The organism is Kribbella sp. NPDC050241 (genome assembly GCF_044459685.1).
Taxonomy (GTDB): Bacteria; Actinomycetota; Actinomycetes; order Propionibacteriales; family Kribbellaceae; genus Kribbella.
In genome coordinates, this window is record NZ_JBITJE010000004.1 from 285,146 (window position 1) to 308,643 (window position 23,498).

General features: G+C 67.8%; 15 protein-coding genes. 10 read left to right on the forward strand and 5 right to left on the reverse strand.

Annotated elements, in window-relative coordinates; all coding sequences use genetic code 11:
* Positions 1-74 precede the first annotated feature (74 nt).
* The 5 genes from ACIBG5_RS21665 to ACIBG5_RS21685 all read left to right on the forward strand — a co-directional run bounded on the left by ACIBG5_RS21665 (position 75) and on the right by ACIBG5_RS21685 (position 10,100).
* Positions 75-5,450, forward strand: coding sequence for a ThuA domain-containing protein (locus ACIBG5_RS21665; RefSeq protein ID WP_396393274.1), 5,376 nt, complete (start codon positions 75-77; stop codon positions 5,448-5,450).
* Positions 5,451-5,675: 225 nt separating this feature from the next.
* Positions 5,676-6,677 (forward strand): sugar phosphate isomerase/epimerase family protein, encoded by a 1,002-nt coding sequence (locus tag ACIBG5_RS21670; RefSeq protein ID WP_396393275.1) that lies wholly within the window; start codon positions 5,676-5,678, stop codon positions 6,675-6,677.
* A 67-nt stretch (positions 6,678-6,744) separates the two neighbouring features.
* The gene (locus ACIBG5_RS21675; protein WP_396393276.1) at positions 6,745-7,065 is read left to right on the forward strand and encodes a hypothetical protein; all 321 of its coding nucleotides are present in this window, start codon (positions 6,745-6,747) and stop codon (positions 7,063-7,065) included.
* Between the two features lie 3 nt (positions 7,066-7,068).
* Positions 7,069-7,791 carry a YqjF family protein gene (locus tag ACIBG5_RS21680; RefSeq protein WP_396393277.1) on the forward strand — a complete coding sequence of 241 codons (723 nt, stop codon included), beginning with the start codon at positions 7,069-7,071 and terminating at the stop codon, positions 7,789-7,791.
* Positions 7,792-7,934: 143 nt separating this feature from the next.
* Positions 7,935-10,100, forward strand: coding sequence for a DUF222 domain-containing protein (locus tag ACIBG5_RS21685; protein WP_396393278.1), 2,166 nt, complete (start codon positions 7,935-7,937; stop codon positions 10,098-10,100).
* A gap of 267 nt (positions 10,101-10,367) precedes the next feature.
* Here ACIBG5_RS21685 and ACIBG5_RS21690 read toward each other — a convergent pair whose 3' ends face one another.
* Complete coding sequence (locus tag ACIBG5_RS21690) at positions 10,368-11,396, reverse strand: hypothetical protein (protein WP_396393279.1); 1,029 nt, start codon at positions 11,394-11,396, stop codon at positions 10,368-10,370.
* A gap of 61 nt (positions 11,397-11,457) precedes the next feature.
* Here ACIBG5_RS21690 and ACIBG5_RS21695 point away from each other — a divergent pair, with 61 nt between their 5' ends.
* Both ACIBG5_RS21695 and ACIBG5_RS21700 read left to right on the forward strand, forming a co-directional pair.
* On the forward strand, positions 11,458-11,949 hold the full coding sequence (locus tag ACIBG5_RS21695) for a MarR family winged helix-turn-helix transcriptional regulator (protein ID WP_396393280.1): 492 nt from the start codon (positions 11,458-11,460) through the stop codon (positions 11,947-11,949).
* Between the two features lie 331 nt (positions 11,950-12,280).
* A complete protein-coding gene (locus ACIBG5_RS21700) occupies positions 12,281-13,081 on the forward strand; it encodes a GNAT family N-acetyltransferase (protein ID WP_396393281.1) in 801 nt (266 codons plus the stop codon).
* 47 nt (positions 13,082-13,128) lie between these two features.
* Here the strand turns inward: ACIBG5_RS21700 and ACIBG5_RS21705 are convergent, their stop codons facing one another.
* Both ACIBG5_RS21705 and ACIBG5_RS21710 read right to left on the reverse strand, forming a co-directional pair.
* Positions 13,129-13,725 carry a GNAT family N-acetyltransferase gene (locus ACIBG5_RS21705; protein ID WP_396393282.1) on the reverse strand — a complete coding sequence of 199 codons (597 nt, stop codon included), beginning with the start codon at positions 13,723-13,725 and terminating at the stop codon, positions 13,129-13,131.
* Between the two features lie 4 nt (positions 13,726-13,729).
* Positions 13,730-14,527 carry an SGNH/GDSL hydrolase family protein gene (locus tag ACIBG5_RS21710; RefSeq protein ID WP_396393283.1) on the reverse strand — a complete coding sequence of 266 codons (798 nt, stop codon included), beginning with the start codon at positions 14,525-14,527 and terminating at the stop codon, positions 13,730-13,732.
* A gap of 81 nt (positions 14,528-14,608) precedes the next feature.
* Between ACIBG5_RS21710 and ACIBG5_RS21715 the strand changes: the two genes are divergently transcribed.
* Complete coding sequence (locus tag ACIBG5_RS21715) at positions 14,609-17,575, forward strand: sacsin N-terminal ATP-binding-like domain-containing protein (protein ID WP_396393284.1); 2,967 nt, start codon at positions 14,609-14,611, stop codon at positions 17,573-17,575.
* On the opposite strand, the gene ACIBG5_RS21720 is transcribed toward ACIBG5_RS21715, so the two are convergent.
* Together ACIBG5_RS21720 and ACIBG5_RS21725 are read right to left on the reverse strand one after the other, a co-directional pair.
* Positions 17,566-19,362 (reverse strand): BTAD domain-containing putative transcriptional regulator, encoded by a 1,797-nt coding sequence (locus ACIBG5_RS21720; RefSeq protein WP_396393285.1) that lies wholly within the window; start codon positions 19,360-19,362, stop codon positions 17,566-17,568. The genes ACIBG5_RS21715 and ACIBG5_RS21720 overlap by 10 nt on opposite strands.
* A gap of 78 nt (positions 19,363-19,440) precedes the next feature.
* Positions 19,441-20,256 (reverse strand): class I SAM-dependent methyltransferase, encoded by an 816-nt coding sequence (locus tag ACIBG5_RS21725; protein WP_396393286.1) that lies wholly within the window; start codon positions 20,254-20,256, stop codon positions 19,441-19,443.
* 310 nt (positions 20,257-20,566) lie between these two features.
* On the opposite strand from ACIBG5_RS21725, the gene ACIBG5_RS21730 reads away from it, so the two are divergent.
* On the forward strand, positions 20,567-22,405 hold the full coding sequence (locus ACIBG5_RS21730) for an ABC transporter substrate-binding protein (RefSeq protein WP_360443608.1): 1,839 nt from the start codon (positions 20,567-20,569) through the stop codon (positions 22,403-22,405).
* Positions 22,402-23,496, forward strand: a complete 1,095-nt coding sequence (locus tag ACIBG5_RS21735) for an ABC transporter permease (RefSeq protein ID WP_396393287.1) — start codon at positions 22,402-22,404, stop codon at positions 23,494-23,496. The genes ACIBG5_RS21730 and ACIBG5_RS21735 overlap by 4 nt, the downstream gene beginning before the upstream one ends.
* Positions 23,497-23,498 lie beyond the last annotated feature (2 nt).

The following is a 23,498-nucleotide window of genomic DNA, read 5'->3' on the forward strand; positions in this document are numbered from 1 at the left end:
CTCCCGCGCAGGGCAGAGCACGGGATCTGTAGTGATGGAGCGCGCGCCCTTATCCGACCCATGAGGAGCTCCGCATGATCCAGCTACGCAGGCACGGCACCTTGTTGTGTGTTCTCGTGCTCGCCCTGATCGCGGCGATGTTGGCGCCGTTACCGGCCCGGGCTCATCCCGGCCACGGTGACGAGACCTTCAACGCCCTGATTTTCAGCAAGACCGCCGGTTTCCGGCATGATTCGATCCCGGCCGGCATCCAGGCCGTCACCGAGCTTGCCGCGGCCGGCAACTTCACGGTCACCGCGACCGAGGACGCGTCGATGTTCAACGACACCGAACTGGCGAAGTACGAGGTCGTCATCTGGTTGTCGACGACCGGCGACGTCCTGAACGCCGACCAGCAGGCCGCCTTCGAGCGCTACATCCGGGGTGGTGGCGGGTACGCCGGTGTGCACGCGGCGTCCGACACGGAGTACGACTGGCCCTGGTACGGGCAGCTCGTCGGCAGCTACTTCGACAGCCATCCGGCCGGTACGCCGGACGCGACGGTCAAGGTGGAGGACCACGCACACCCGTCCACCGCGAACGCGCCGACTGTCTGGCCGCGGACGGATGAGTGGTACAACTACCGCACCAATCCGCGCGGCAGCGTCCACGTGCTCGCGTCGCTGGACGAGACGTCGTACACGGGCGGCAACATGGGCCCGGAGCACCCGATCACGTGGTGCCAGGACTACGACGGCGGCCGCGCCTGGTACACGGGCATGGGGCACACGATCGCGTCGTACGCCGAACCTGCCTTCCGGGAACTGCTGCTCGGCGGGATCAAGACCGCGGCCGGTGTCGAGCCGGCGGACTGTGGTGCGTCGCTGAGCGACAGCTACCAGAAGGTCACGCTGGACGACGACACGTCGAACCCGATGGAACTGGCGATCGCGCCCGACGGCCGGGTGTTCTACATCGACCGGAACGGCGCTGTGAAGATCGTCAGGACGGACGGGTCCGTGGTGACCGCGGGAACGCTGAATGTCTACACCGGACAGGAGTTCGGCCTGCTCGGGATCGCGCTGGACCCGTCGTTCGCGTCCAACGGTTTCGTCTATCTGTACTACTCTCCAGCGGGCGCCGAGCCGTTCGACCGGGTCTCGCGGTTCACGGTGACTGGTGACACCCTCGACCTCGCGAGTGAGAAGCAGGTGCTGCGGATCGACACGCAGCGGGACCAGTGCTGCCATGCCGGCGGTGCGCTGGAGTTCGATGGCGACGGCAACCTTTTCGTTGCCACCGGCGACAACAGCAACCCGTTCGACTCCGACGGCTATGCGCCGATCGACGAGCGACCTGGTCGTGCGGCCTGGGACTCGCAGCGCAGTGCCGCCAACAGCAACGCCCTGAACGGCAAGATCCTCCGCATCCACCCGTCGGCAGATGGTTCGTACACGATCCCGGCCGGCAACATGTTCCCGCCCGGTACCGCGAAGACGCGGCCGGAGATCTACGCGATGGGCTTCCGCAATCCCTTCCGGATCGGGATCGACCCGACCACGAACCACCTGTTCGTCGCGGACTACGGACCGGACGCGGGCGCGGTCTCGCCGACGCGTGGCCCGGACGGGCGGGTCGAGTGGGACATCATCGACAAGCCGGGCTTCTACGGATGGCCGTACTGCGTCGGTGCCAACACGCCGTACAACGACTACGACTTCGCCACCGGTACGTCCGGCCCGACCTTCAACTGCGGCGCGCCGGTGAACGAGTCGCCGAACAACACCGGTATCACCCAACTCCCGGCCGCCATCCCGGCGACGATGTGGATGGGCAAGTCGACGAGCGGCGTACCGGAGATCGGTGGCAGCGGTGCACCGATGACGAGTGGCGCGTATCGGTTCGATGCCGCGAGTACGTCGGATCGCAAGTGGCCGGCGTACTTCGACGGCAAGGCCGTGTTCGCCGACTGGAACGACAGCCGGCTGTTCTCGGTTCAGCTGAACGACGGCCGCAGTGGCGTGACCGATGTGTCGCGGATGCTGCAAGGCTTGAACTTCATCCGGCCGCACGCGCTGCAGTTCGGGCCGGACGGCGCGCTGTACGTGATCGAGTGGGGGAGCGGGTTCGGCGGCAACAACGCCGACTCCGGGATCTACCGGATCGACTATGTGCAAGGGAATCGGGCGCCGATCGCGCAGTTCAGCACCGACAAGACGTCTGGGCCGCTGCCGTTGACGGTGGCCTTCGACTCGACCGGCTCGCGGGATCCTGACGGGCAGCCGGTGACGTTGGCCTGGGACTTCGACGGGAACGGTACGACGGACAGTACCGAGGCCAAACCGTCGTACACCTACTCGACGGCGGGCGTGTTCACCGCTCGGCTGACCGTGAGCGATCCGGACGGCCGGACAGCGGTCTCGAACCGGACGATCACGGCCGGGAACACGGCGCCGACGATCACCGTGGAGGCGCCCGTCGACGGTGGGTTCTTCGACTTCGGCGACACGATCCGCTACAAGGTGACGGTCACCGATCCGGAGGACGGGGTGGTCGACTGCAACGATGTCGTCACGCAGCCGGCGCTCGGGCATGACGAGCATGCCCACGGCTACGAGCAGTACCACGGCTGTGAGGGGACGTTCCCGCTGCCCGGTGACGAGGGGCACGTCGGCGCGAACATCTTCGGCATCGTGACCGTGACGTACACCGACAAGGGTGCGCCGGGGACGGGCAAGATCACCTCGCAGAAGGTGGTCCAGTTGCAGCCGAAGACCCGCGAGGCGGAGTACTTCAACGAGACCGGTGGGCCTGGCACCGCGCCCGGCGTACAGGTCGAGGACACCGGTGACACGGCCGGTGGTGGGAAGAACATCGGCTTCATCGAGGACGGCGACTGGTGGGGCTGGAAGCCGACCAACCTGACAGCGATCGGTCAGCTCCAGTTGCGCGCCGCGTCGCCCGAGTTGGGTGCGACCGTCCAGGTCCGGCAGGGTTCACCGACGGACGGTCCGGTGGTGGCCACCATCCAGGTGCCACCGACTGGCGGCTGGCAGACGTACGGCGACTTCACGGGTGCAGTCAGCGGGGCGTCGCTGGAGAGCGGTCCGCTGTACTTCGTGAAGACCACCGGGCAGCTCAATGTCAACTGGGTGCGCTTCATCGGCAAGGGTGTGACGGAGAACGAGCGACCGGCGGTGACTGTCGACGCCTCGGTCACACAGGGCAAGGCGCCATTGGCGGTCGACTTCACGGCGACGGCGACGGATCCCGAAGGCGATCTGCCGTTGACGTACGCGTGGAGCTTCGGCGACGGCGCGACGGCCACCGGTTCGTCGGTGAGCCACACCTACACGACAGCCGGAACTCATACCGCCGTGGCGACGGTGACCGACTCGCACGGCGCGGCCGGTACGGCGAAGGTCGTGATCACGGTGGACTCGCCTTCGCTGCCGACTTGTCTGACCGGACGGTCGGACGGGTTCGACGGCGCCGCTCTGGACACCGGGCGGTGGTCGGAGGTTGTCCGGGGCAACCAGGAGTTGGCTGTTGCTGATGGCAAGTTGTCGGTGCCGTTGACCGCGACCGACATCTACGGGACCGGGAACACAGGCACACCGAACATCGTGTTGCAGCCGTTGCCGGCCGGTCCTTGGCAGGCAACGACCAAGGTGACGTTGCCGGCTCGGCTGGCATATCAGCAGGCCGGGCTGATCGTGTACGGCGACGACGACAACTACGCCAAGATGGTGATCCAGGGCCGGTCGACGGGCGCACCGTCCGCCGGCGATCGGATCTTCCAGTTCATTCGCGAGGAGGCCGGCGTACCGAACGAGGTCGCCGCGTCGAACACGGCGAACCTGGGAGCGACGTACCCGGACACGGTGTGGGTGCGGTTCACCTCGGACGGGTCCTCGCTGACAGCGGCGTACAGCGCCGACGGGGCGACGTTCGCCCAGATGCCGGAGACGAAGCAGTTGGCCGGGATCTCCAATCCGCGGATCGGGCTGTTCGGGCTGACCAACCGGACCGAGGCCTTGCCGATCACGGCGTCGTTCGACTACTTCACGATCACGCCGGACGACACGGCCGAGCAGCCGGCGCCGGACGACGAGTTCGCAGGTACGACGCTCGACGCGTGCCGCTGGTCGGACGTCGTACGACCGGATCCTGCGGCGTACCGGATGGCAGATGGCGGACTCGAGATCGACACCAGCAAAGGCGACATCTATCAGGGGACCGCGACCAATCCGCGCAACCTGATGCTGCAGCCGGCGCCGGACGGGGACTGGACGATCGAGACGAAGGTGGATGGTTCCTCCTTCGACGAAGCGTTCCAGCAGGCCGGGCTGCTGGTGTACGCCGATGACGCGAACTACGTGAAGCTCGACTACCTGACGACGAATGCGGCGGGTTCCGCGGTCACCCGAGCGCTGGAACTGCGCAGCGAGGTGGGGGACGTGGTTCAGTCACCGCAACCGAATGCGCCGGCTCCCACACAGGGTGTCTGGTATCTCCGGCTCTCGAAGTCCGGATCGACGTTCACCGGCTCCTACAGCCCGGACGGTCTGGCCTGGACTGCCCTGCCTCCGGTGACCAATACGGCGCTCGGGTCGGCGTCCTTCGGTGTCTATGCGTTCGGAGTTGACCAGACGGCGTCGAAGACCGCGAAGTTCGAGTACTTCAAGCTGGTCCGGGACACGGTTGCGCCGTCCGTCACGTTGTCGGTGAACCCGTCGACACCGTCGGGTCTGGCGGGTTGGTGGACATCCGCGGTGACTGCCACCGCGATGGCGACCGATGACCAGGGCGGGCAGGTGTATCTGGAGCAGAAGGTTGGAGACGGCGACTGGTCCGAGTACACCGCGCCGGTGTCGTTGACGGCTGATGGGACGCACACTGTCGCGGTCCGTGCCAGTGACACGGCAGGCAACGTCTCGGCGCCCGCGTCTGTCACGGTCAAGATCGACAGCACTCCACCGACCGCAGCCGTCACTGGTCTTGCCAGCGGTGGTTCGCTCGGCGTGGCCTCAGCGGTCGTGGTTGCCGCGACAGCCGCGGATGCGGTGTCCGGACCGGCCGGTGTAACTCTCGCCGTCGATGGCAAGCCCCTGGCTGGGACAGTTGATGGCGCAGTGCTCGGCCTCGGGGCGCACACACTGACGGCCACGGCGATGGATGCCGCGGGCAACAAGTCGGTGACCACAGTGCCGTTCACCGTCATCGCGTCGTACTCGGAGGCGGTCAAGCTGGTCGATCGCTTCCTGGCCGCCGGGAAGGTGCCATTGGCAACCGCCACGGTGATGAAGGTTCAGCTGGCGTCGGCGGAGCGCGCCGTGCGCCGGAATCAGCCTCTCGTCGCCACCGTCGCCCTCAACCTGTTCCTCTCGCAGGCCCGAACGGTTCGTGACGTGCCCAGCCGCACGCTGCTGACCGCAGTCGGTCAGGACCTGAAGGACAGGCTGACCTGATGACGTCGCCGTGGGAGATCGCACTCGTCCGCCGTGACACCTGCCGCCGCCCCGGCTGGTTCGGCCCCAACCGGGAGCCCGGCAGCGCGATCTCCCACGGCCGGCGGGGACCCCCGGCGCCGCCCCGCGCTCCAGGCGCCGCCGGGGGACACCCGACCCGATTCGTGCAGCCCGCCCCGGCTGGACCGACGTACCGGAAGAAGTTGTTCGACCAAGGAGATGACCATGGCTCGACCGATCACCCTGTTCACCGGCCAGTGGGCCGACCTGCCGTTCGAGGAGGTCGCCCGGCTGGCGTCCTCCTGGGGCTACGAAGGGCTGGAGATCGCCTGCTGGGGTGACCACCTCGACGTGCGGCGTGCCGCCGAGGACGAGGCGTACGTGCGCGATCGCCGCGACATTCTGGAGAAGCACAACCTGAAGGTGTGGACCATCTCCAACCACCTGCTCGGCCAGGCGGTCTGCGACGACCCGATCGACCAGCGGCACCAAGCGATCCTGCCCGCGCACATCTGGGGCGACGGCGATCCCGAAGGTGTGCGCCTGCGCGCCGCCGAGGAGATGAAGACAACCGCCCGCGCAGCCCGGGCGCTCGGTGTCGATGTGGTCGTCGGCTTCACCGGTTCGTCGATCTGGAAGACGATCGCGATGTTCCCGCCGGTACCGCCGGCCATGATCGAGGCCGGGTACAAGGACTTCGCCGACCGCTGGAACCCGATCCTCGACGTGTTCGACGAGGTCGGCGTCCGGTTCGCGCACGAGGTGCATCCGTCGGAGATCGCGTACGACTACTGGTCGACCACCGCGACGCTGGAGGCGATCGGCCACCGGGAGGCGTTCGGCCTGAACTGGGACCCGTCGCACTTCGTCTGGCAGGACCTCGACCCGGTCGGCTTCCTGTGGGACTTCAAGGACCGGATCTACCACGTCGACTGCAAGGACGCGAAGCGCCAGGTCGGCAACGGCCGCAACGGCCGGATGGGTTCACACCTTGCTTGGGGCGACCCGCGGCGCGGCTGGGACTTCGTCTCGACCGGCCACGGCGACGTCCCGTGGGAGGCGTGCTTCCGGATGCTGAACACGATCGGGTACACCGGCCCGATCTCGGTCGAATGGGAGGACGCGGGCATGGACCGCCTCGTCGGTGCCGCCGAAGCCCTCCAGTTCGTCCGCTCCCTCGCCTTCGACCCACCCACCGCGTCCTTCGACGCGGCCTTCTCCTCGTAGGTCCCGCGTGGGAGGTCCTCTCGGGGACCTCCCACGGTGGCTGACGGTCTGGGGCTAGGCTCGACCCATGACAGCTGGCAGGTACGTCGCGCGCATCGTCGAGGTGCCGGATCACGGCATCAAGCTCGAGCCGGCGGAGGACTCGGTCGCTCCCGATCAGCCGACCGAGGTGAACCTCCTCGGTATGGCGATCGCGCTCGCACTCGGTGCCGCCGGGTACCGGCATCACGCCGAGCAGCGCGACCCGGAGCTCCAGACGCTCGACGCTTTGCTGACCGGCGAGGCGGTCATGCCGTGGCGGTCCCCGGACGCGTCCTCGTCGCCGTACCTGGTGTGCGAACTGAACGAAGGCCTGCCGACCTGCGAGGTTCGCCCGACCGTCGACTGAACGGTGGACGCGATCTGGCCGGATGCACCGAAGCTCGAGCGGCCACGGATCCTGCGGCAGCGGTGGCTGGATCTGACGTTCCTGCACTGGGCGCTGGATCCGGCCGAGGTCGCGCACTTGTTCCCGTCGGGTACACGTCCGGACACCTTCGAGGGGCGCACGTACGTCGGGCTGGTGCCGTTCCGGATGACCGGCACCGGGTTCCCGCACGGTCCCGCCGTACCTGTGCTGGGATCGTTCCTCGAGACCAACATCCGGCTGTACTCCGTCGACGAGTCCGGGCGTCGTGGCGTCGTCTTCCTCAGCCTCGACGCCGACCGCCTCGCAGTGGTCGCGGCGGCCCGCACGATCTTCGGCCTGCCGTATCGCTGGGCTCAGATGACCCACACGCAGGTTGCCGACCAACACACGTACAGGTCGGTCCTTCGTTGGCCGGGTGTGCACGCGACATCGACGATCACCGTCGCGATCGGCTCGCCCGTGGCCCCAGATCCGCTGACCGACTTCCTCACCGCCCGGTGGGGCCTCCACACGCACCGAGCCCGGCGTACCTGGTACCTCCCCAACCACCACCCTGCCTGGTCGTTCCGCACCGCCACCCTCAGGACCTTGGAGATCGACGGCCTCTTCCCCTCCGTAGGCCTCGCCGAGCCGAGCCGCCCACCCGACCACGCCCTCCACAGCCCCGGCATCCCCGCGACTTTCGCACTACCGGTCCGGATCTGAGACCTACACGTTCCCGTGTATTTGCCTAAGGCAACATCCACAAGCCGTACCACCCTGTGGACAACTAGATTGCCTCGGATTCCCTTGTGGATAAGGGCTTCTGGGTTTGAGAACTGTCGGTGGCCGTGGTTAGTGTTGTCGGTATGGAACTTCTGGGTGAGCGGCCGATCTGGTCGATGAGCGGCAGCGAGATGCTGACCGCTCTCGACGAGTTGGAGGCCGACCTCGCCCGCCGTCAGACCTACCGCCTCCAACTCATCGCCGCCCTGGACACCACCGGCCACGCAGCCGACCTCGGCGCCCACGACACCACCCAACTCCTGGCGTTCCGCTACCGCCTGGACCGCCCCACCGCTCACCGAGACGTCCGCCTAGCCAGAGCCCTGCCCAAATACCCAGCCGTCACCACCGCCCTAACAGCCCCCGTCGACAACGTGGCCTCAAATGCCGAGTCCGAGTCCGAGTGCGACGACGACATCGCGAACGGGCTGACGGAGCCCGAGGCCGTCACCAACAGCCCCGACGCCGGGGAGACCGCCCGCGCCGACGCTGACGCCGGCGCCAGCGAGGGCGACGGCGCCAGCGCGGGCGAGGGCGGAGGTGAGGGTAGTGGTGCGGGTGCGGGCGGCGAGGATCGCTCGACCGCGTGGCTGCTGCGGCCCGCCCAGGCCGAAGCGATCGTGTCCGCCCTGGAACGCGTCCCCACCACGGTCTCGGTCGAAGACCTCCAGGTCGCCGAACAACAACTGGTCACCCTGGCCCGCCACCTGACTCCCAGCGAACTGCGCAAAGCCGCCAAGCAGATCCGCGACCTCCTCGACACCGACGGCCCCGAACCCGATGAGCACAAGGCCTACGCCCGCGAATCCCTGGCCCTGATCACCGCCGAGAACGGCGTCAAGTTCCGTGGCTACCTGGCCAACGAGAACGCTGAACTCCTCCGCACCCTCATCCACACCGGCGCCCGCCCCCACAAAACCCTCGACGGCGAACTCGACCCCCGTCCCCGCGAAAAGCGCCAAGCCGACGCCCTCACCACCGCCCTAACCCTCGCCGCCACCGCCACCGCCACCGCCCCCACCACCGGCAACCCCGCCACCAATCCGGGCAGCACCGCCGCCGGAACCGGCACCACCGCCATCACCGTCCCTGGAGCTGGCGTCGCCGCCGACCATGGCACCACCACCACCGCTTCTGGCGCTGGTACGACGACTGAGTCCGGCCGTGGTGCGAGGCCGGCTGGTTGGGTTCCGGGGTTCGGGGCGAAGACCACCATCACGGTCACCATCGACCTGGAGGATCTGAAGTCGGCTGCCGCGGAGGCCACCGGCGGACTCGTCTACGGCGACAACCTGTCCGCGGCCGCGATCAGACGCCTGGCCTGCGACGCCAACATCATCCCGCTCGTCCTCGGCTCCAACTCCGAACCCCTCGACGTCGGCCGCTCCGAACGACTCGTCACCCGCGCCATGCGCCGCGCCCTGAACACCCGCGACAAAGGCTGCGTCGTCTGCGGCGCCCCACCCATCCACTGCGACGCCCACCACCTACGCTCCTGGCTCGACGGCGGCGAAACCACCATCTGGAACCTCGTCCTGCTCTGCCGCCGCCACCACATCGACCTCCACGCCGGCCACTGGACCATCACCATCACCAACGGCAAAGTCCACGTCACCCGCCCCACCTGGGCCGACCCACCACCTCCAAACACCAAACAACCCCCAACCACCCCACAGCCACCGGCCCTCACTCGGCCGCCCACGCACGCCTCGAGGAACAACCCACCGCCGTGGCCCGCCACCGCACGCCGCCAGCCCGCAACGCCGAACAGCCCCTACCCGGCCCCCGCAACCCTGCCCGCCTCCGTCGCCACGCCCGCGTTTGCTGCGAACCCTGCGTCTGCCGGCACGCCCGCGTTTGCTGCGACGCCAGCGTCCGTCGCCTCACCTGCCTCGAGCGACAACAGGCCAACGGCGCAGTCAGCCAACCCTCCGCGTCCATTACTGACACGGCCATCGCTGAAACCAGACGCACCGCAGGCGACTACCGGGCAGCGGTCCGCCGCCGACCCGGCTGAGCCTGCGTGGTCTGTCGGGCAGGACATCCGTCCCGCCGTACTGACTCCGGTGAGGTCAGCGGACCGACGTTTCGGGGACGCGGACCCCTGGGATGACTCCACTACAGCCGGTCGACCCGATCAGCCGTTGCGGCGGGCGGACGCAGCAACGATGGAGGGGGCTGCCCGATTCGCCGTCTGGGGACAGCCCTCCGGCGAGCCAGCACCAGGACGCGCAGCCGCTACCACCTAGGCCACTACGCAAATCCGAACCCGGCTAGCACTCACCAAGGTAGTTCGATGAGCATTCGCCAACTGCGCTGACGCGCATTCACCAAAGCGCTGACGTGGATCCACCCACCGATCGGTAGGGCCTCATGGCTCGGATGCATCAGCCGCTCGAACTCACCACGGGATCCACGGATCCACGGATCCATCTGAAGGACATCAGATCGAGGTCCGGCGCGGCGGCTGACCGTCGACGACGTCACGCTGCCCCAGATATCCGCCGGGATGCAGGTCAGCGCATCAATCCTGCCGTCTCGTGAACGAGGAACGGGATGTTGACCTGGCTGGACCAGCGGTTGATCTCGACGGCAAGTGCACGTGAGCCGGCCGCATCACCCTCGTCGCGCAGGAGGACGGACAGCAACGCCTGCTGAGCAAGTGCGCCCAACAGATGTCCCACCTTCTGCCGAAGCTCCGTGGACTGCTCCCAGTGTTCCCGGGCCAGCTTCAAGTCCCCAGCGGTGTACGCGTGATCGCCGAGGTGCCGAAGAGCGAAGGACATAAGAAGCTCGTCGGAAGCCCTCTCCCCGAACTCGAACGCCGCCGTGAAGTGCCCAAACGCAGCCTCGGGTTCCCCTTGAAGGTTGTCGGCAATCAACCCCGCATAAAACGAAGCCAACCCCCGCCGCCCGTCATCAGCACCACCATCCCGAAGCCCCACGGCCCGCTCGCCCAGCCCAACTGCCCCACCCCACGCCTCGGTCGTGCCGCCAACGGCGCCGTCAGGATCCGCGCCGACCTGGGCCCGGGCGGCGCCGCTGACCCGGCGCTCACGATTGTCCGCGCTGCTCTGGGCCTCGGCGGTGCCGGACGTTGCGCTTTCTCGACCATCGGCACCGTGCTCGGGCCTGGCGTCGAGTTCGCCGGTGTCTGCGTGATGCGAGTCGTTGTGTGAGGTGCTCGCCGCGCTGGCCGGCCGGTGGAACAGTTCTGTTGCGTAGTCCTTTCGTAGGTGCAGCATGTTGAGATCCCACCGGCTTGTTGGATCCGGCGACGTCTTCAGTGCCTGCTCGGCTGCGGCCAGTGGTTCCTCGGCGGTGTCGGTCTGTTGTGCGAAGTCCTGATCGACCGCGACCTCGGCCAGGGTCATCGCCAGTGCGCGGACCTCGGCCGGATCGTCGATCTCCGCTGCCCGGAGCAGGCCGGTGGCAGCGGACCACTGGCCCGCGTGCATCAGGTTGAGGGCGGCAGTCACGACGGAAGAGGCAGCGAGTTGGGCCATGGCGGATGTCCTTACGGGTGAGCGATCTCGAATATCCACGAGAGTATTTCGACGTCGAAAGATTTGACAACTAACCTTCAGCGGCTGAAAAGTTAGCCAGGTGAAGGATTCTGTGGACGACCACGTCGACCTGTGGTCGAACGAGCTCTCGGACCTCGACCGCCGCGTCGAAGGCATCGCGGTCCGGCTCCAAGCGCTGGCCCGCTACCTGGATCGTCACCGAGACGCGGTCCTGGCGGAGTACGACCTGCAGTGGTGGGAGTTCAAAACCCTCCACATGCTTCGCCGCGGCGGGACGCCGTACCAAGCGACGCCCGGTGAGCTCGCCAACCAGCTCGGCATGTCAGCCGCAGCCCTCACCAACCGGCTCGACGCCCTCGAAGGTCGTGGGTACGTCGACCGCACCCGTGACCGCGACGACCGCCGCAAGGTCCTGGCGACCCTCACTCCCGCGGGTCACAAGATCTGGCAGCAAGGGATCGTTCAGATCCAGCAAGTGGAGCAGGAACTGATCCACAACTTGTCCAGTTCCGACCAGATCCGCCTCGAATCCCTCCTCCGCCGGCTCCTGAGGTCCACTGAATCCGCCTGATCTCGCTTCTCGATGTCAAAGTCGGCCCGTCGGCTCCGACGTAGGGGTGTAGGCGCCGGGAGACGGTGCCCGGAGCCGGAGGACGGGACGATGGAACCGCTGAACCTGATGGTGTCGCTGAGTCACAACGCCGCGGACCGACGCGAGCAGAAGACCGATCCGATCACGACGGAGAGTGACGGCAGGGTCGAGCGCAGGAGCAAGCGGCGCCCTCGTCAGAGCGCTCGCGGCTGGTTGCGGCTCGGGTGGCGGGGAGCGACGAGAGTGGCGACACGCTGAATTCACGTGAAATGGGACGCGGGATCACCCCGAAGCGTGCCAGAGTCCTTGCGTGAGTGATGGAGCGAAGACTGATCTGGCAGAGCGCCTGCTGGCGGTGTACGACGAGCAGTTGCGCGGCACGAGCGAGGGCGCTGACGTACCGACGAGCATGGACGGGCCGGTGATCCGGGTCGAGTACCCGATGCGGGGGTTCGTCAGCTACCGCACGCTCGAGGGCCTCGACGATGCCGAGGTCGATGCTTTGATCGCACGCCAGCGCGACTACTTCGCCGCCAAGGGTCAGGCGGTCGAGTGGAAGCTCCGCGGCCACGATCTCCCGGTGGACCTGCCGGATCGGCTGCGTGCGGCGGGATTCGAGCCGGAGGAGCAGGAGACCGTTCTCGTGGCCGAGAGTGCGGACATCGCCGAACGCCTGCGTGGCCGGGCGACCGTCGACGGGGTGACGATCGGCCTGGTGAACGACCGCGCCGACTTCGAGCGCATCGCCGCGATGGAGTCGGTCGTGTGGAACGAGAACTGGTCCTGGCTGGCCGACGACCTGGAACGTCGCCACGCGACCGGCCTGACCGACGTCTATGTCGCCGAGGCCGACGGCGAGGTCGTGTCCGCGGCGTGGGCGGTGTACAAGAAGGGCACTGAGTTCACCGGCCTGTGGGGTGGTTCGACGCTGGCCGACTGGCGTGGGAAGGGCATCTACAAGGCGCTCGTGGCGGTTCGTGCCGCCCGCGCGGTCGAGCTCGGCTATCGGTACCTCCACGTCGACGCCTCGGACGACAGCTCCCCGATCCTCCAGCGTCTCGGCTTCCTCGCCATCACCACAACCACGCCGTACGTCCACACCCCGGCCTAGCCCGCCGGCGCCGACCTCACACGCCGGCCGAGGTCACACGGTCGACGTCACACGGCGGGAGCGGGCGGCCGGTAGAGGGCGTAGTGCATCGGTCCGTCGTGGGGGAGTTGCAGCTCCGCGACGGTGACGAAGCCCAGGGACTCGTAGAACGGCAGGTTCGCGGGCAGCTGGGTTTCGAGGAACGCCGGCGAGCGGTCCTGATCAGCCGCGGACAGACCGGGCGCGACCACCGCTCGCCCGAGTCCCTGGTGCTGAAGGTCAGGCTCGACACCGAGCAGACCCAGGAACCAGACCGGCTCCCGCGGACGGAAGATCCCCATTGCCTGCTCGTACTCCGCGACGAGCGCGGCCCGCGAACCGGCGAGCGCCTCGAACGCGTCCGCATGCGGCGCGAAGACGTCCGCCGGCGTCGACGGAGTCGTCCAGATCGCGACGGCGCTGACATCATCAGTGACCCAGACCCGCCCATGCGCCAGGCCGATCTCTGTCAGGAAGAGGCGCTGGTACTGCGCGAGTCTGGTGACGTAGTCGTCCGGGTCGAGGCCCATCCGGGTCATCGGGTAGTCCTCGAACGCGCGAGCCAGCGTGCGGACCGCCGGCTCGACGTCCGCGACCGTTGCCTGCCGCACCTGTTGGCTGCCCATGACGTCAGACCTTCAGTGTGTCGATGAGGAGATCCGCGACAGCGCGCATGCCGGCCGCGTTGGGGTGATACGGAACGACGCCGCCGAGCATCCCCGGCGGGCGCAGCGTGAATGCGGTGGTCCACGGCTCCGGCGAGCCGATGGCGTGGTCGCGGCTGGCGGCCGACGCGGCGACCAGCTCCGCGCCGCCGGCCGCGGCAGCCTTTGCGAAGGCGGCAGCGAGACTGTCGGCCATCATCGCGACGCTCGGCAACTGCTCCTCGTTCAGCGGTACGTCGAGACGCGGCCGAGTGCTCGGCCCGACCAGGGTCAGGTAGTCGACGAGCACGATGCGGGCGTGCGGGGCACGCTCGCGGACCTGCTCGACGACGTTCGTCAGCGAGTCGGTGACAGCCTGGTACTCCGCGTCGTCCTTCAGGTAGCTGACCCGGGAACGGATCCGGTTCGCGACGCGGCGACCGAGGAGAGTGGCCGGTTTCGCGAGGGTGTTGAGCATGCTGCCGCGGATGAATGTCCCGACGTAGTCGAGATCGTTGCCTCCGGCAGTGATCGTGACGAGCGCGGCGTCCGGCGTGACAGCGTCGAGTTGCGGCGGCGCGTCGTCCTGCTGAGTGTCCAGGACGTGCGCGGTGGTGGCGCCGGAGTACGTCACGTCCATGAGTTCCAGGCCGAACTCAGCGGCGACCAGGTGCGCGTAGTTGCGGCCCGATCGACCCGCCGGCCGGTACACGATCGGGTCGATTCCCGGTCCGGCCGCGAAGGAACTGCCAAGGGCGACGTACCGGCTGCCGGGTTCGATCACCCGACCACGATAGCGACCTGTCCGGAGGACGCACCGAACCCCCGCTGTTCGTTCCAGTGAGAGCGCGCCATACTTCCACCGGTGAGCGACGACGTGTTCGGTACGGCGGGGATTCGCGAGCGGGTGCTGGCCGGGTGGTCGGCGGCGCCGGTCCGGTTCCGCGAGGACGCGAACGCCGAGGAGGATCTGGCCCTCGGCGGGTACGCCGACCGCCTGGTGATCGAACTGGCGCAGAACGCGGCCGACGCCGCGGCACGGGCAGGTACGCCGGGACGCGTTCTCTACGAGTTCCGTGGCAGCACTCTGGTCGTGGCGAACACGGGTACGCCGTTGTCCGCCGACGGAGTCGAGTCACTCGCGACTCTGCGCGCCTCGGCCAAGCGGGACGAGGCAGCGGTCGGGCGGTTCGGGGTCGGGTTCTCCGCCGTCCTCGCGGTGAGCGACGAGCCGGTGATCCTGTCGCGCACCGGCGGCGTGCGGTTCTCGAAGGCGGACACGGCGGCGGCGATCACGGCGGTCGGGTCGTCCGGGCTGGACACCGAGGTACGGCGGCGCGACGGGCAGGTACCGGTGTTGCGGCTGCCGTTCGAAGCCGACGGTGAGCCGCCGGAGGGATATGACACCGCGGTGATCCTGCCGCTGCGGGACGAGAACGCGGCCGCGCTCGTTCGCCGGCTGCTCGAGGGGGCGGGCGACGCGCTGCTGCTCGCGCTACCGGATCTCGAGCGGATCGACATCGAGACCGAGGACGGGCGCAGGGTCCTGGAAGACGCGGGATCCCGCTGGTGGGTGGGTCGCGCCGCCGGTGTCTTCGACGACCGTGAACGTGAGGAACTGCTCGCCGATCGCCCGATCGAGGAGCGCTCTCGCCCGACCTGGTCGGTCCTCTGGGCACTCCCACGCGATCAGGTGGAGCTGCCCGGGGTTGTGCAGGCGCCCACTCCGACCGACGAACCGCTTTCGCTGCAGGCTTTGTTGCTCGCGAGCTTCCCGCTGGACCCGACCCGGCGGCACGTCGCCAAGGGTCCGCTGACCGATCGACTGGTCCGCGAAGCGGCGACGGCGTACGCCGAGCTGCTGCGAACGCGCGTCGAGGACGGCGGCGACGTCCTCCACCTCGTGCCGACCGGGCTCGCGGCGGGAACGCTTGATCGCGCTCTCCGGGAGGAGATCGTTGCCGTCCTCCCCGGGACTCCGATCGTCCGGGCGGTCGAGGACGAGACGGTGCTCCGGCCGCGTGACGCCGTCGTGGTCGATGGAGCCGACGCCTCGTTCAACGCAGTACTCGCGCCGATCGTCCGCGGGCTGATCCGGTCGACCTTGCAGGACAGGCTGGCCCTCGAGGCGCTCGGCGTCCGCAGGCTCGAGTTGGCCGAGGTGGTGGACCAACTCGGGGGAGTTGCCGCCGACGAATCGCCCGCCTGGTGGAGCGCTCTCTACGCGTCTCTCAGCGGCATGGTGACCGATGCCTTGCTGCGCGAATCCCTTGGCACGCTTCCGGTCCCACTCGCCGACGGCCGGCTCGTGCGTGGTGTGCGCGGCCTGCTCCTGCCGGGCCCGGAGATTCCCACCGGCATCCTGGCCGCCTTCGGGGAGTACGGCGTACGGATCGTTCATCCGGAGGCGGTGGACCCGGCGCTCGAGCGGCTCGGGGCGCTTCCCGCGACGCCGCGGTCGTTGCTCGAGGACAGCGCCGTACGGACGGCTGTCGAGCACTCCGTCGATGCCGACGATCCGGAGGCGATCGCGGAGGCCATACTCAGTCTGGTCGCTGCCGATCCGTCGCAGGCCGAGGGCTTGTGGTGGCTCTCGGACCTTGTCCTGCGTGACGCTGACGGCGAGTTGGTGCCGGCGAACGCGCTCGTGATTCCCGGGTCCGAGGCCGCGGAGGTGCTCGACGACGAGGAAGTCGCGCCGATCGATCGCGCCGTCCTCGACCGCTACGGTCTGCCGGCGCTGGAGGCCGTCGGCGTCCTCGCGACGCTCGGCCTGGTGACGGCTTCGGACGTCGCGCTCGACCAGCTGCCCGAGTCGTTGAAGGACTTGGACGGCATCGAGGACTGGGCGTACGACGTGGCGCCGGATGGATCTCGGTACGGCGCGACCGTTGGCGAGCTGAGCGCGATCCGCGATCTGGACTGGATCACCGACGACGCCTGGCCACGGGTGCTCGAGCTGCTCGGATCGTCTCCGGACCTGCGTCGCGCCCTGGTGACGCAGGTGCGCGTTGTCGGGCCGGACGACCGGCCGCTCGGCGTACCGTCGTACTCGGCCTGGTGGATCCGCGAGCGTGTTGTGCTGGAGGACGGGGAACCGCTGGCCGGGCGGGCCGATCCGGATGCGGAGCCGGTGCTGGCGACGTTCCTGGACGAGGCTCCGGAATGGACCGCGGTGCTTGATCTTGAGGTACGGACGGCGATCGGCCTGGTCCGTGAGGTCGGCGACCTCGATGCCGATGGCATCAGCCTGGTGCTGGAGCGGATCGCGGACCCGGAGCGCGAGGTCGACGAGAGTGCTCTCCTGCGTCTGTGGCGTCAGCTGGGAACGTTGTCGCTCTTCCCGGGCGATGCGCCGGATCAGGTACGCGTGCTCGGCGACGACGGGACGACCCAGGTGATCGCCGCGGGTCAGGCGGTGGTCGTCGACGGGCCGATGTGGTTGCAGCGCGACGATCTCGGTGGGTTCGTGGTCGCGTCCGGCGCGGCGGCGGACGGGCTGAGCGACCTGTTCGACGTACCGATGGCGCATGAAGTTGCCGAGGGCAAGATCGATGGCGAGGGTACGGCGGCCGAGGTGCCGGAGATCGTGCGTGAGCTTGTCCCCGGGGTCCCGCAGACCTGGTGGGAGCACGAGGAACTCACGGTCGACGGGGTCGAGGTGTCGTGGTGGGTGGACGGCGACGGCGCGCCGCACGCCGCGACGTTCGACGGCCTGGCCAAGGCACTGGCGTGGGCCAGTGGCCGGTGGGACCAGCGCCACGTGATCCGCGCCGTACTCAACGAACCCCACCGAAGCTCCGAACTTCTCACCGACGCCGCCTACGACTGATGGCCGACGAGCTCGCGGAGGGCCGGGTTGTCGATTGTGGTGCTGAGGGTGTGGGCGGTGCGGGCTGCTCGGGGGTTGCCCAGGTGGCTCAGGTGGAGGTTGGCGTGGACGAGGAGTTCGCGGAGGTCGCAGCGGGCGGCCAGGGCGGATAGGCGGCCGGCTAGTTGCAGGGCGCGGTCGTGGTCGGATTGGTCCAGGGCTGCGGTGATCGCGGCGTCGAGGACGTGGGCGTGGACCCATTGGTAGCGGTCCGGTTCGGTGCTGGCGCGGGTGAGGGCCAGGTCGAGCCACTTGGTCGCGGCGGAGTGGTCGCCCTGCTTCGTGTTCAGCATCGCGAGGCCTCGACCCGCCATGCCTTCCCAGCAGGGATCGCCGAGCTGGCATCCCAGTGCCCAGGCTTGCTCGAACCCGTCGACCGCGGCGTCGAGCTTGCCGGCCCGCAGGTCGAGCTCGGCGGCGAGTGCTTGCGGCCAGGGCAGGAAGGCGATCCAGCGCTCCTGGTGGACCAGGTCGAGTGATTCCGCCAGCGCTGCCGCGGCCTCGTCGTACTCGCCGCGCAGCAAGTGTGCGCGTCCGACCAGCGACAGCGACCACGCCTGCTGACGGCGGTCGCCGCACCGTCCTGCGAGTTCGACCGACTGGCCCAGTTGCTCGAAGGCGGTCGGGTAGTCGGATCGGTCGGAGGAGTTCATCCCCCGTACGCCGAGGATCGCGGCGTTCTCCTCATCCGATGCGGCGAGAGCCTGGGCCTTCGCCAACCACTCGTCACCCGTCTTCCGGCGACCCGCCTGGACCTCGATGAACCCCAGCTCACGGAACGCGAGAACGGCGGTGGAGCGCTCTCCGGCCTGATCCGCCACGAGCAGCGCCTCGTGCAGAACGATCGCGCCTTCCTCGTCACGACCGCGGATCGCGTGCACGAGCGCGCCGCCAAGAGCCGCCAGTGCGCGCGCTTCCAGCGTCTTGTCACGACACTGGACCGCCAGCGCAGCAGCCTGTCGCAGGCACTGCAGACCGGCATCGACCGCACCGGCAACGATCGCGGCACGTCCCGCCTGGAGCTGACTGACGGCAGCCGCCCGGCCGCTCAGGGGAGCCGGCGACTGCGGTGCGACCGTCGCGGCCTCCTGCAGCGAGGTCGACACCTCGACGCCCAGTTCGCGCCGGAACAAGTCCTCGCAGATCGCGATCTGCCGCAGTGCGGCCACTCGATCACCTGATGTGGCCAAGCTGCGGATCAGGAGTTCATGGTTGCCCTGCTCGTGCGGATTGATCGCGACCGCCTTGGCCGCGAAGGGGATCGCCTGGTCAGCCTGCCCGGCCGCGAGGTGAGCGACCGCGTTCTGCCGTAGCCGTGCCTCGAGCGCGCCGGCCACCCGGCGCCGCTCGACCAGCAGCCACGACTCGAACTCCGGGCAGGACTCCAGCTCCATGCCCTCCAAGAGCTCTCCGCCCAATGACAGCAGGGAATCCGGCGCCGTGGACGGTTCGCCGACGAGCAGTACGTCGACTGTCGTGGCATCGTCGAGAGCTGTCACCACTGGATCACCGGTGAGCAGATCCGGTACGCCGATCGCACGGCGGAGCTCTGCCAGCGTCCAGCGCAGGGCGCCGAGTGGATCCTCGGCGTCGGCGAAGAACAGCTCGGCGAGACGACGCCGGCTGGGCGGCCGCTCGGCCAGTAGCAGATAGCCGAGCAGCGCCCACGCCTTGCGCCCCCGAGGCTGACGGCCCGGTTGGCCGTCAACCTCGATCTCCGGTGGTCCCAGCAGACGGATCGTCGCCAAGGACCTCACCCCCTCCGTGAGGTCTCCAGTGTCGCCCGCCTCCCGCGATCCGGGGAGTACCCGCGAGGGCGTATCTCCCTAGCGGCGGGTTCCGACCGCCTCGAGATATTCGGCGCGGGCGGCAACGGTTCCGTCGTCCGCGTAGTCGAACGCTCGCGGTACGTCGGCGAGATCGCTGGCGAAATGGCGGTAATCCTCGCCGTCCAGGCTGCCCGCGATGCGCGTGATCGGGCCGTAGAAGTCCATGAACCACTCGGCGAAGTGATCCGGCGAGTGGTAGCGGAACACGTACTCGCGCTTGGTCAGCGCCGTCCACTCGACCCGGTCGCCGAACAGCTCGAACAAGTGCTCCTCGGCTCCCCACAGCGTGGCGGGCTGGACACCGGCCGGCGGCGGCGCCCACTTCGAGACGACCTTGAACAGCTGGCCGATCATCCCGGCCGGCGTCCAGGACGCGAGCGCGATCTTCCCGCCCGGCTTGGTGACCCGGACCAGTTCGTCGGCGGCCTGCTGGTGGTTCGGCGCGAACATCACGCCGACGGTGCTCGCGACCAGGTCGTACGCCTTGTCAGGCAACGGAAGGTTCTCCGCATCCCCCTCGGTGAACGTCACCGGCAGATGCTCCGCCGCGGCCCGCTCACGCCCCTGCTCCAGCAGGTTCACGGCGTAGTCCACGCCGGTCGCCTCGGCGAAACGGCGCGCTGCCGCCATCGCCACATTCCCCTGACCGCACGCGACGTCGAGCACCTGTTGCCCGGCGCGCACATCGGCGGCCTCGACCAGGAGCTCGGCGATGATCTGCAACGTGTTGCCCACGCGTGGGTAGTCGCCGGTCTGCCAGCCGGCCCGCTGCTTGTCCTTGATCGCCTCGAAGTCCACGGCCGTACTCGTCATGTCTCCCCCTGGAAGTCACTACCACTTCGGAATCGTTTCCGGCCGCTGTGATGGCCGATACCGGACATCGAACTCGGTCACCGTGTGACGCGGCGTGTGACGACCACGACTAGACCAACCGTGCGCCTGGTCACGCAGAGCAAAACATCGTTGTCAGAGGTTGGTATATCCACTGATCTGCGCATTCGACGACCAGGTCCCAACGTGGCGATGAACTCTTGCCAACGTTGTCAACGCTACTTATAGTCCGTCACACCTCTCGGTCGGTGATCGCCCTGTCCGCGCAATGAAAACGGAGGTGACTTTCGTCATGAACGAAACACCGCGTCCCCAGTTCGAAAATGTCGAAGAAGTCGTCCGCTATCAGCTGAGTCGGCGAAGTGTCGTCGGGGGAGGCGCCGCGGCGGCGATGACCGCCTTCCTGGCCGCCTGCTCCGGTGGCGGCGGCTCGTACTCCGACAAGCCCGCCGACAACAAGCCCGTCGCGACCAAGTCGATCCAGATCGGCAAGGCCAACATCCCGACACCGCGCGACCAGACCCTCATCGTCGGTCAGGTCGAGTACACGGTGTTCGACAGCTTCAACGGGATGATCCCGAACGGTACGCCGGGCGGTGCCGGCGTGGAGCTGGCGACCGAGCCGCTGTTCTTCCTCAGTTTCGCCACCGGCAAGCTCACGCCGTGGCTGGCGACGGAGTACAAGTACAACGACGACCACTCCGAGCTGACGATGAAGTTCGATCCGAAGGCCCACTGGAACGACGGCAAGCCGCTGGGCGCGAACGACTTCAAGTTCACCGTGATGCTGCTGAAGGACCGGCCCGACCTGTTCGGCGGCGGCGGTGACCTGAAGGAGTTCGTCAAGGACGTCGAGGTGACCGACGACCACACCGCGGTGGTCAAGCTGCTCAAGCCGACGCCGCGGCTGCACTACAACTTCATCGCCGCGATTGCCGGTGCGCCGATCAACCTCATGCCCGAGCACATCTGGAAGCCGCAGGACCCGACGAAATACAAGGACAACCCGCCGGTGCGGTCCGGCCCGTACAAGCTGAAGCAGGCGATCCGGAACCAGAAGATGTTCGTCTGGGAGAAGGACCCGAACTACTGGAACAAGGACAAGCTCGACGTCAAGCCGCAGTACGTCGTCTTCCAGAGCACGTCCAAGCAGCTCGACCAGGCCTCGCTGGCGTTCGAGCGGGCCGAGTTCGACGTCGGCTCGGTCGACGAGCCGCACGCCAAACAGCTGCGCAACACCGGCTACCCGAACCTGGTGACCACGCAGTTCCACGACCCGAACCCGCGGACGATCTGGCTGAACTGCGACCCGGCCCGCGGGGTGATGGCCGAGGAGAAGATGCGCTGGGCGATCAACTACTGCGTGGACCGGGAGAAGGTCGGCAAGTCCATCTGGCCGGTCGAGGTGCCGCCGGCGCAGTACCCGTGGGCGGACTACCCGACGAACGACAAGTGGAAGAACGACGATCTCGCGAACAAGTACAAGTTCGAGTTCAGTCCGGACAAGGCCACCAAGCTGCTGGACGAGATCGCGCCGAAGAACGCGGCCGGCAAGCGGACCTACAAGGGCAAGGAGATCAACCTCGAGATCATCACGGTCTCGCCGGTCGACGGCCCGGAGTACGCGATCGGGAATCTGCTGAAGACCGAGCTGGGCAAGGTCGGCGTGCCGGCCACGCTGCGCAGCCTGGCCGGCAGCGTGCACGACGAGAAGTTCCAGCGCGGTGAGTACGACATCGACTCCAACTGGGCCGGCTTCGCCATCGACCCCGAGCAGCTCTACACCGACTGGGAGAGCAGCAAGGCCCAGCCGGTCGGCAAGAACGCTGCCCAGAAGAACAAGATGCGGTTCCGGAACCCCGAGTTCGACGAGGTCTCCAAGAAGCTGGCCGGGATGGACCCGGAGAGCGAGGAGGCGAAGCCGCTGCTGGACAAGGCGCTGGAGATCTACTACCAGCAGTTGCCGCTGCTCCCGGTGATCCAGACCGGTTACCCGTCGTACTTCAACACGGCGTTCTGGAAGGACTGGCCGACGGACCAGGATCTCTACGAGGTACCGCTGAACTGGTGGCCGCACTTCATCTTCGTGCTCGGCAAGATCCAGGCCACCGGGCAGAAGGGACCCGCGTGACGGCGGAGGCCCCGCCCGCGGTAGCTGTCGACGAGAGCCAGGACTCCGCGCCCGTCTCGGGGGTGCGGGCCTGGCTGTCGCGACATCCGCTGGCGGCGTACGCGATCCGCCGGTTCGGGCTCTACCTGGTCGAGCTGTGGGGAGCGCTGACCATCGCGTTCTTCTTCTTCCGGCTGATGCCGGGTGACCCGATCCAGACGCTGATCCAGACCCTGCAGCAGAACTACATCTACAACCAGCAGGCGAGTGTCGAGATCATCACGCGCTACCGGCACGAGTTCGGTCTCGACGGCAATCTGTTCTCCCAGTACCTCAGATACATGCAGAAGCTGGTCCTGCACGGCGACATGGGGCCCTCGCTGATCAACTACCCGACCTCGGCGCAGACGGTCATCCTCAGATCGTTGCCCTGGACAATCGGTCTGCTGGGCATCTCCGCGGTGCTGGCCTGGATCTTCGGCGTCGTGATCGGCGCGGTCGCGGGCTGGCGTCGCGGCAAGCTCGGATCACGGATCGCGACCAACCTGTCGATCGCGCTGTCGCACGTGCCGTACTTCTTCGTCGCGCTGATCCTGGTGTACATCTTCGCGTACTCACTCGGAATGCTGCCGGCCAGATCGGCGTACGACTCCAACATCAGTCCGGGGATCACGCCGGAGTTCATCGGCAGTGTGCTCAAGTACGGGCTGTTGCCGGCGTTGTCCATCGTCGTGATCGGGACGTTCAGCTGGATCCTGTCGACCCGGATGCTGATGATCCCGATCCTCGGCGAGGACTACCTGGTGTACGCCGAGGCCAAGGGCCTGAAGGGCTCGCGGATCCTGACCCGGTACGCGCTGCGGAACTGCTACCTGCCGCAGATCACCGCGTTCGGTATCTCGCTCGGCTTCATCTTCAACGGCAACGTGCTCGTCGAGCAGCTGTTCAACTATCCGGGTCTCGGGACGACGCTGGTCACCGCGATCCAGCAGCTCGACTTCAACACGATCCTTGGGGTGACCAACATCGCGATCTTCTCGGTGCTGACTGCCGTCCTGATCCTCGACCTCCTGCTCCCGCTGCTCGATCCGCGGGTCAAGTACTGGAAGTGATC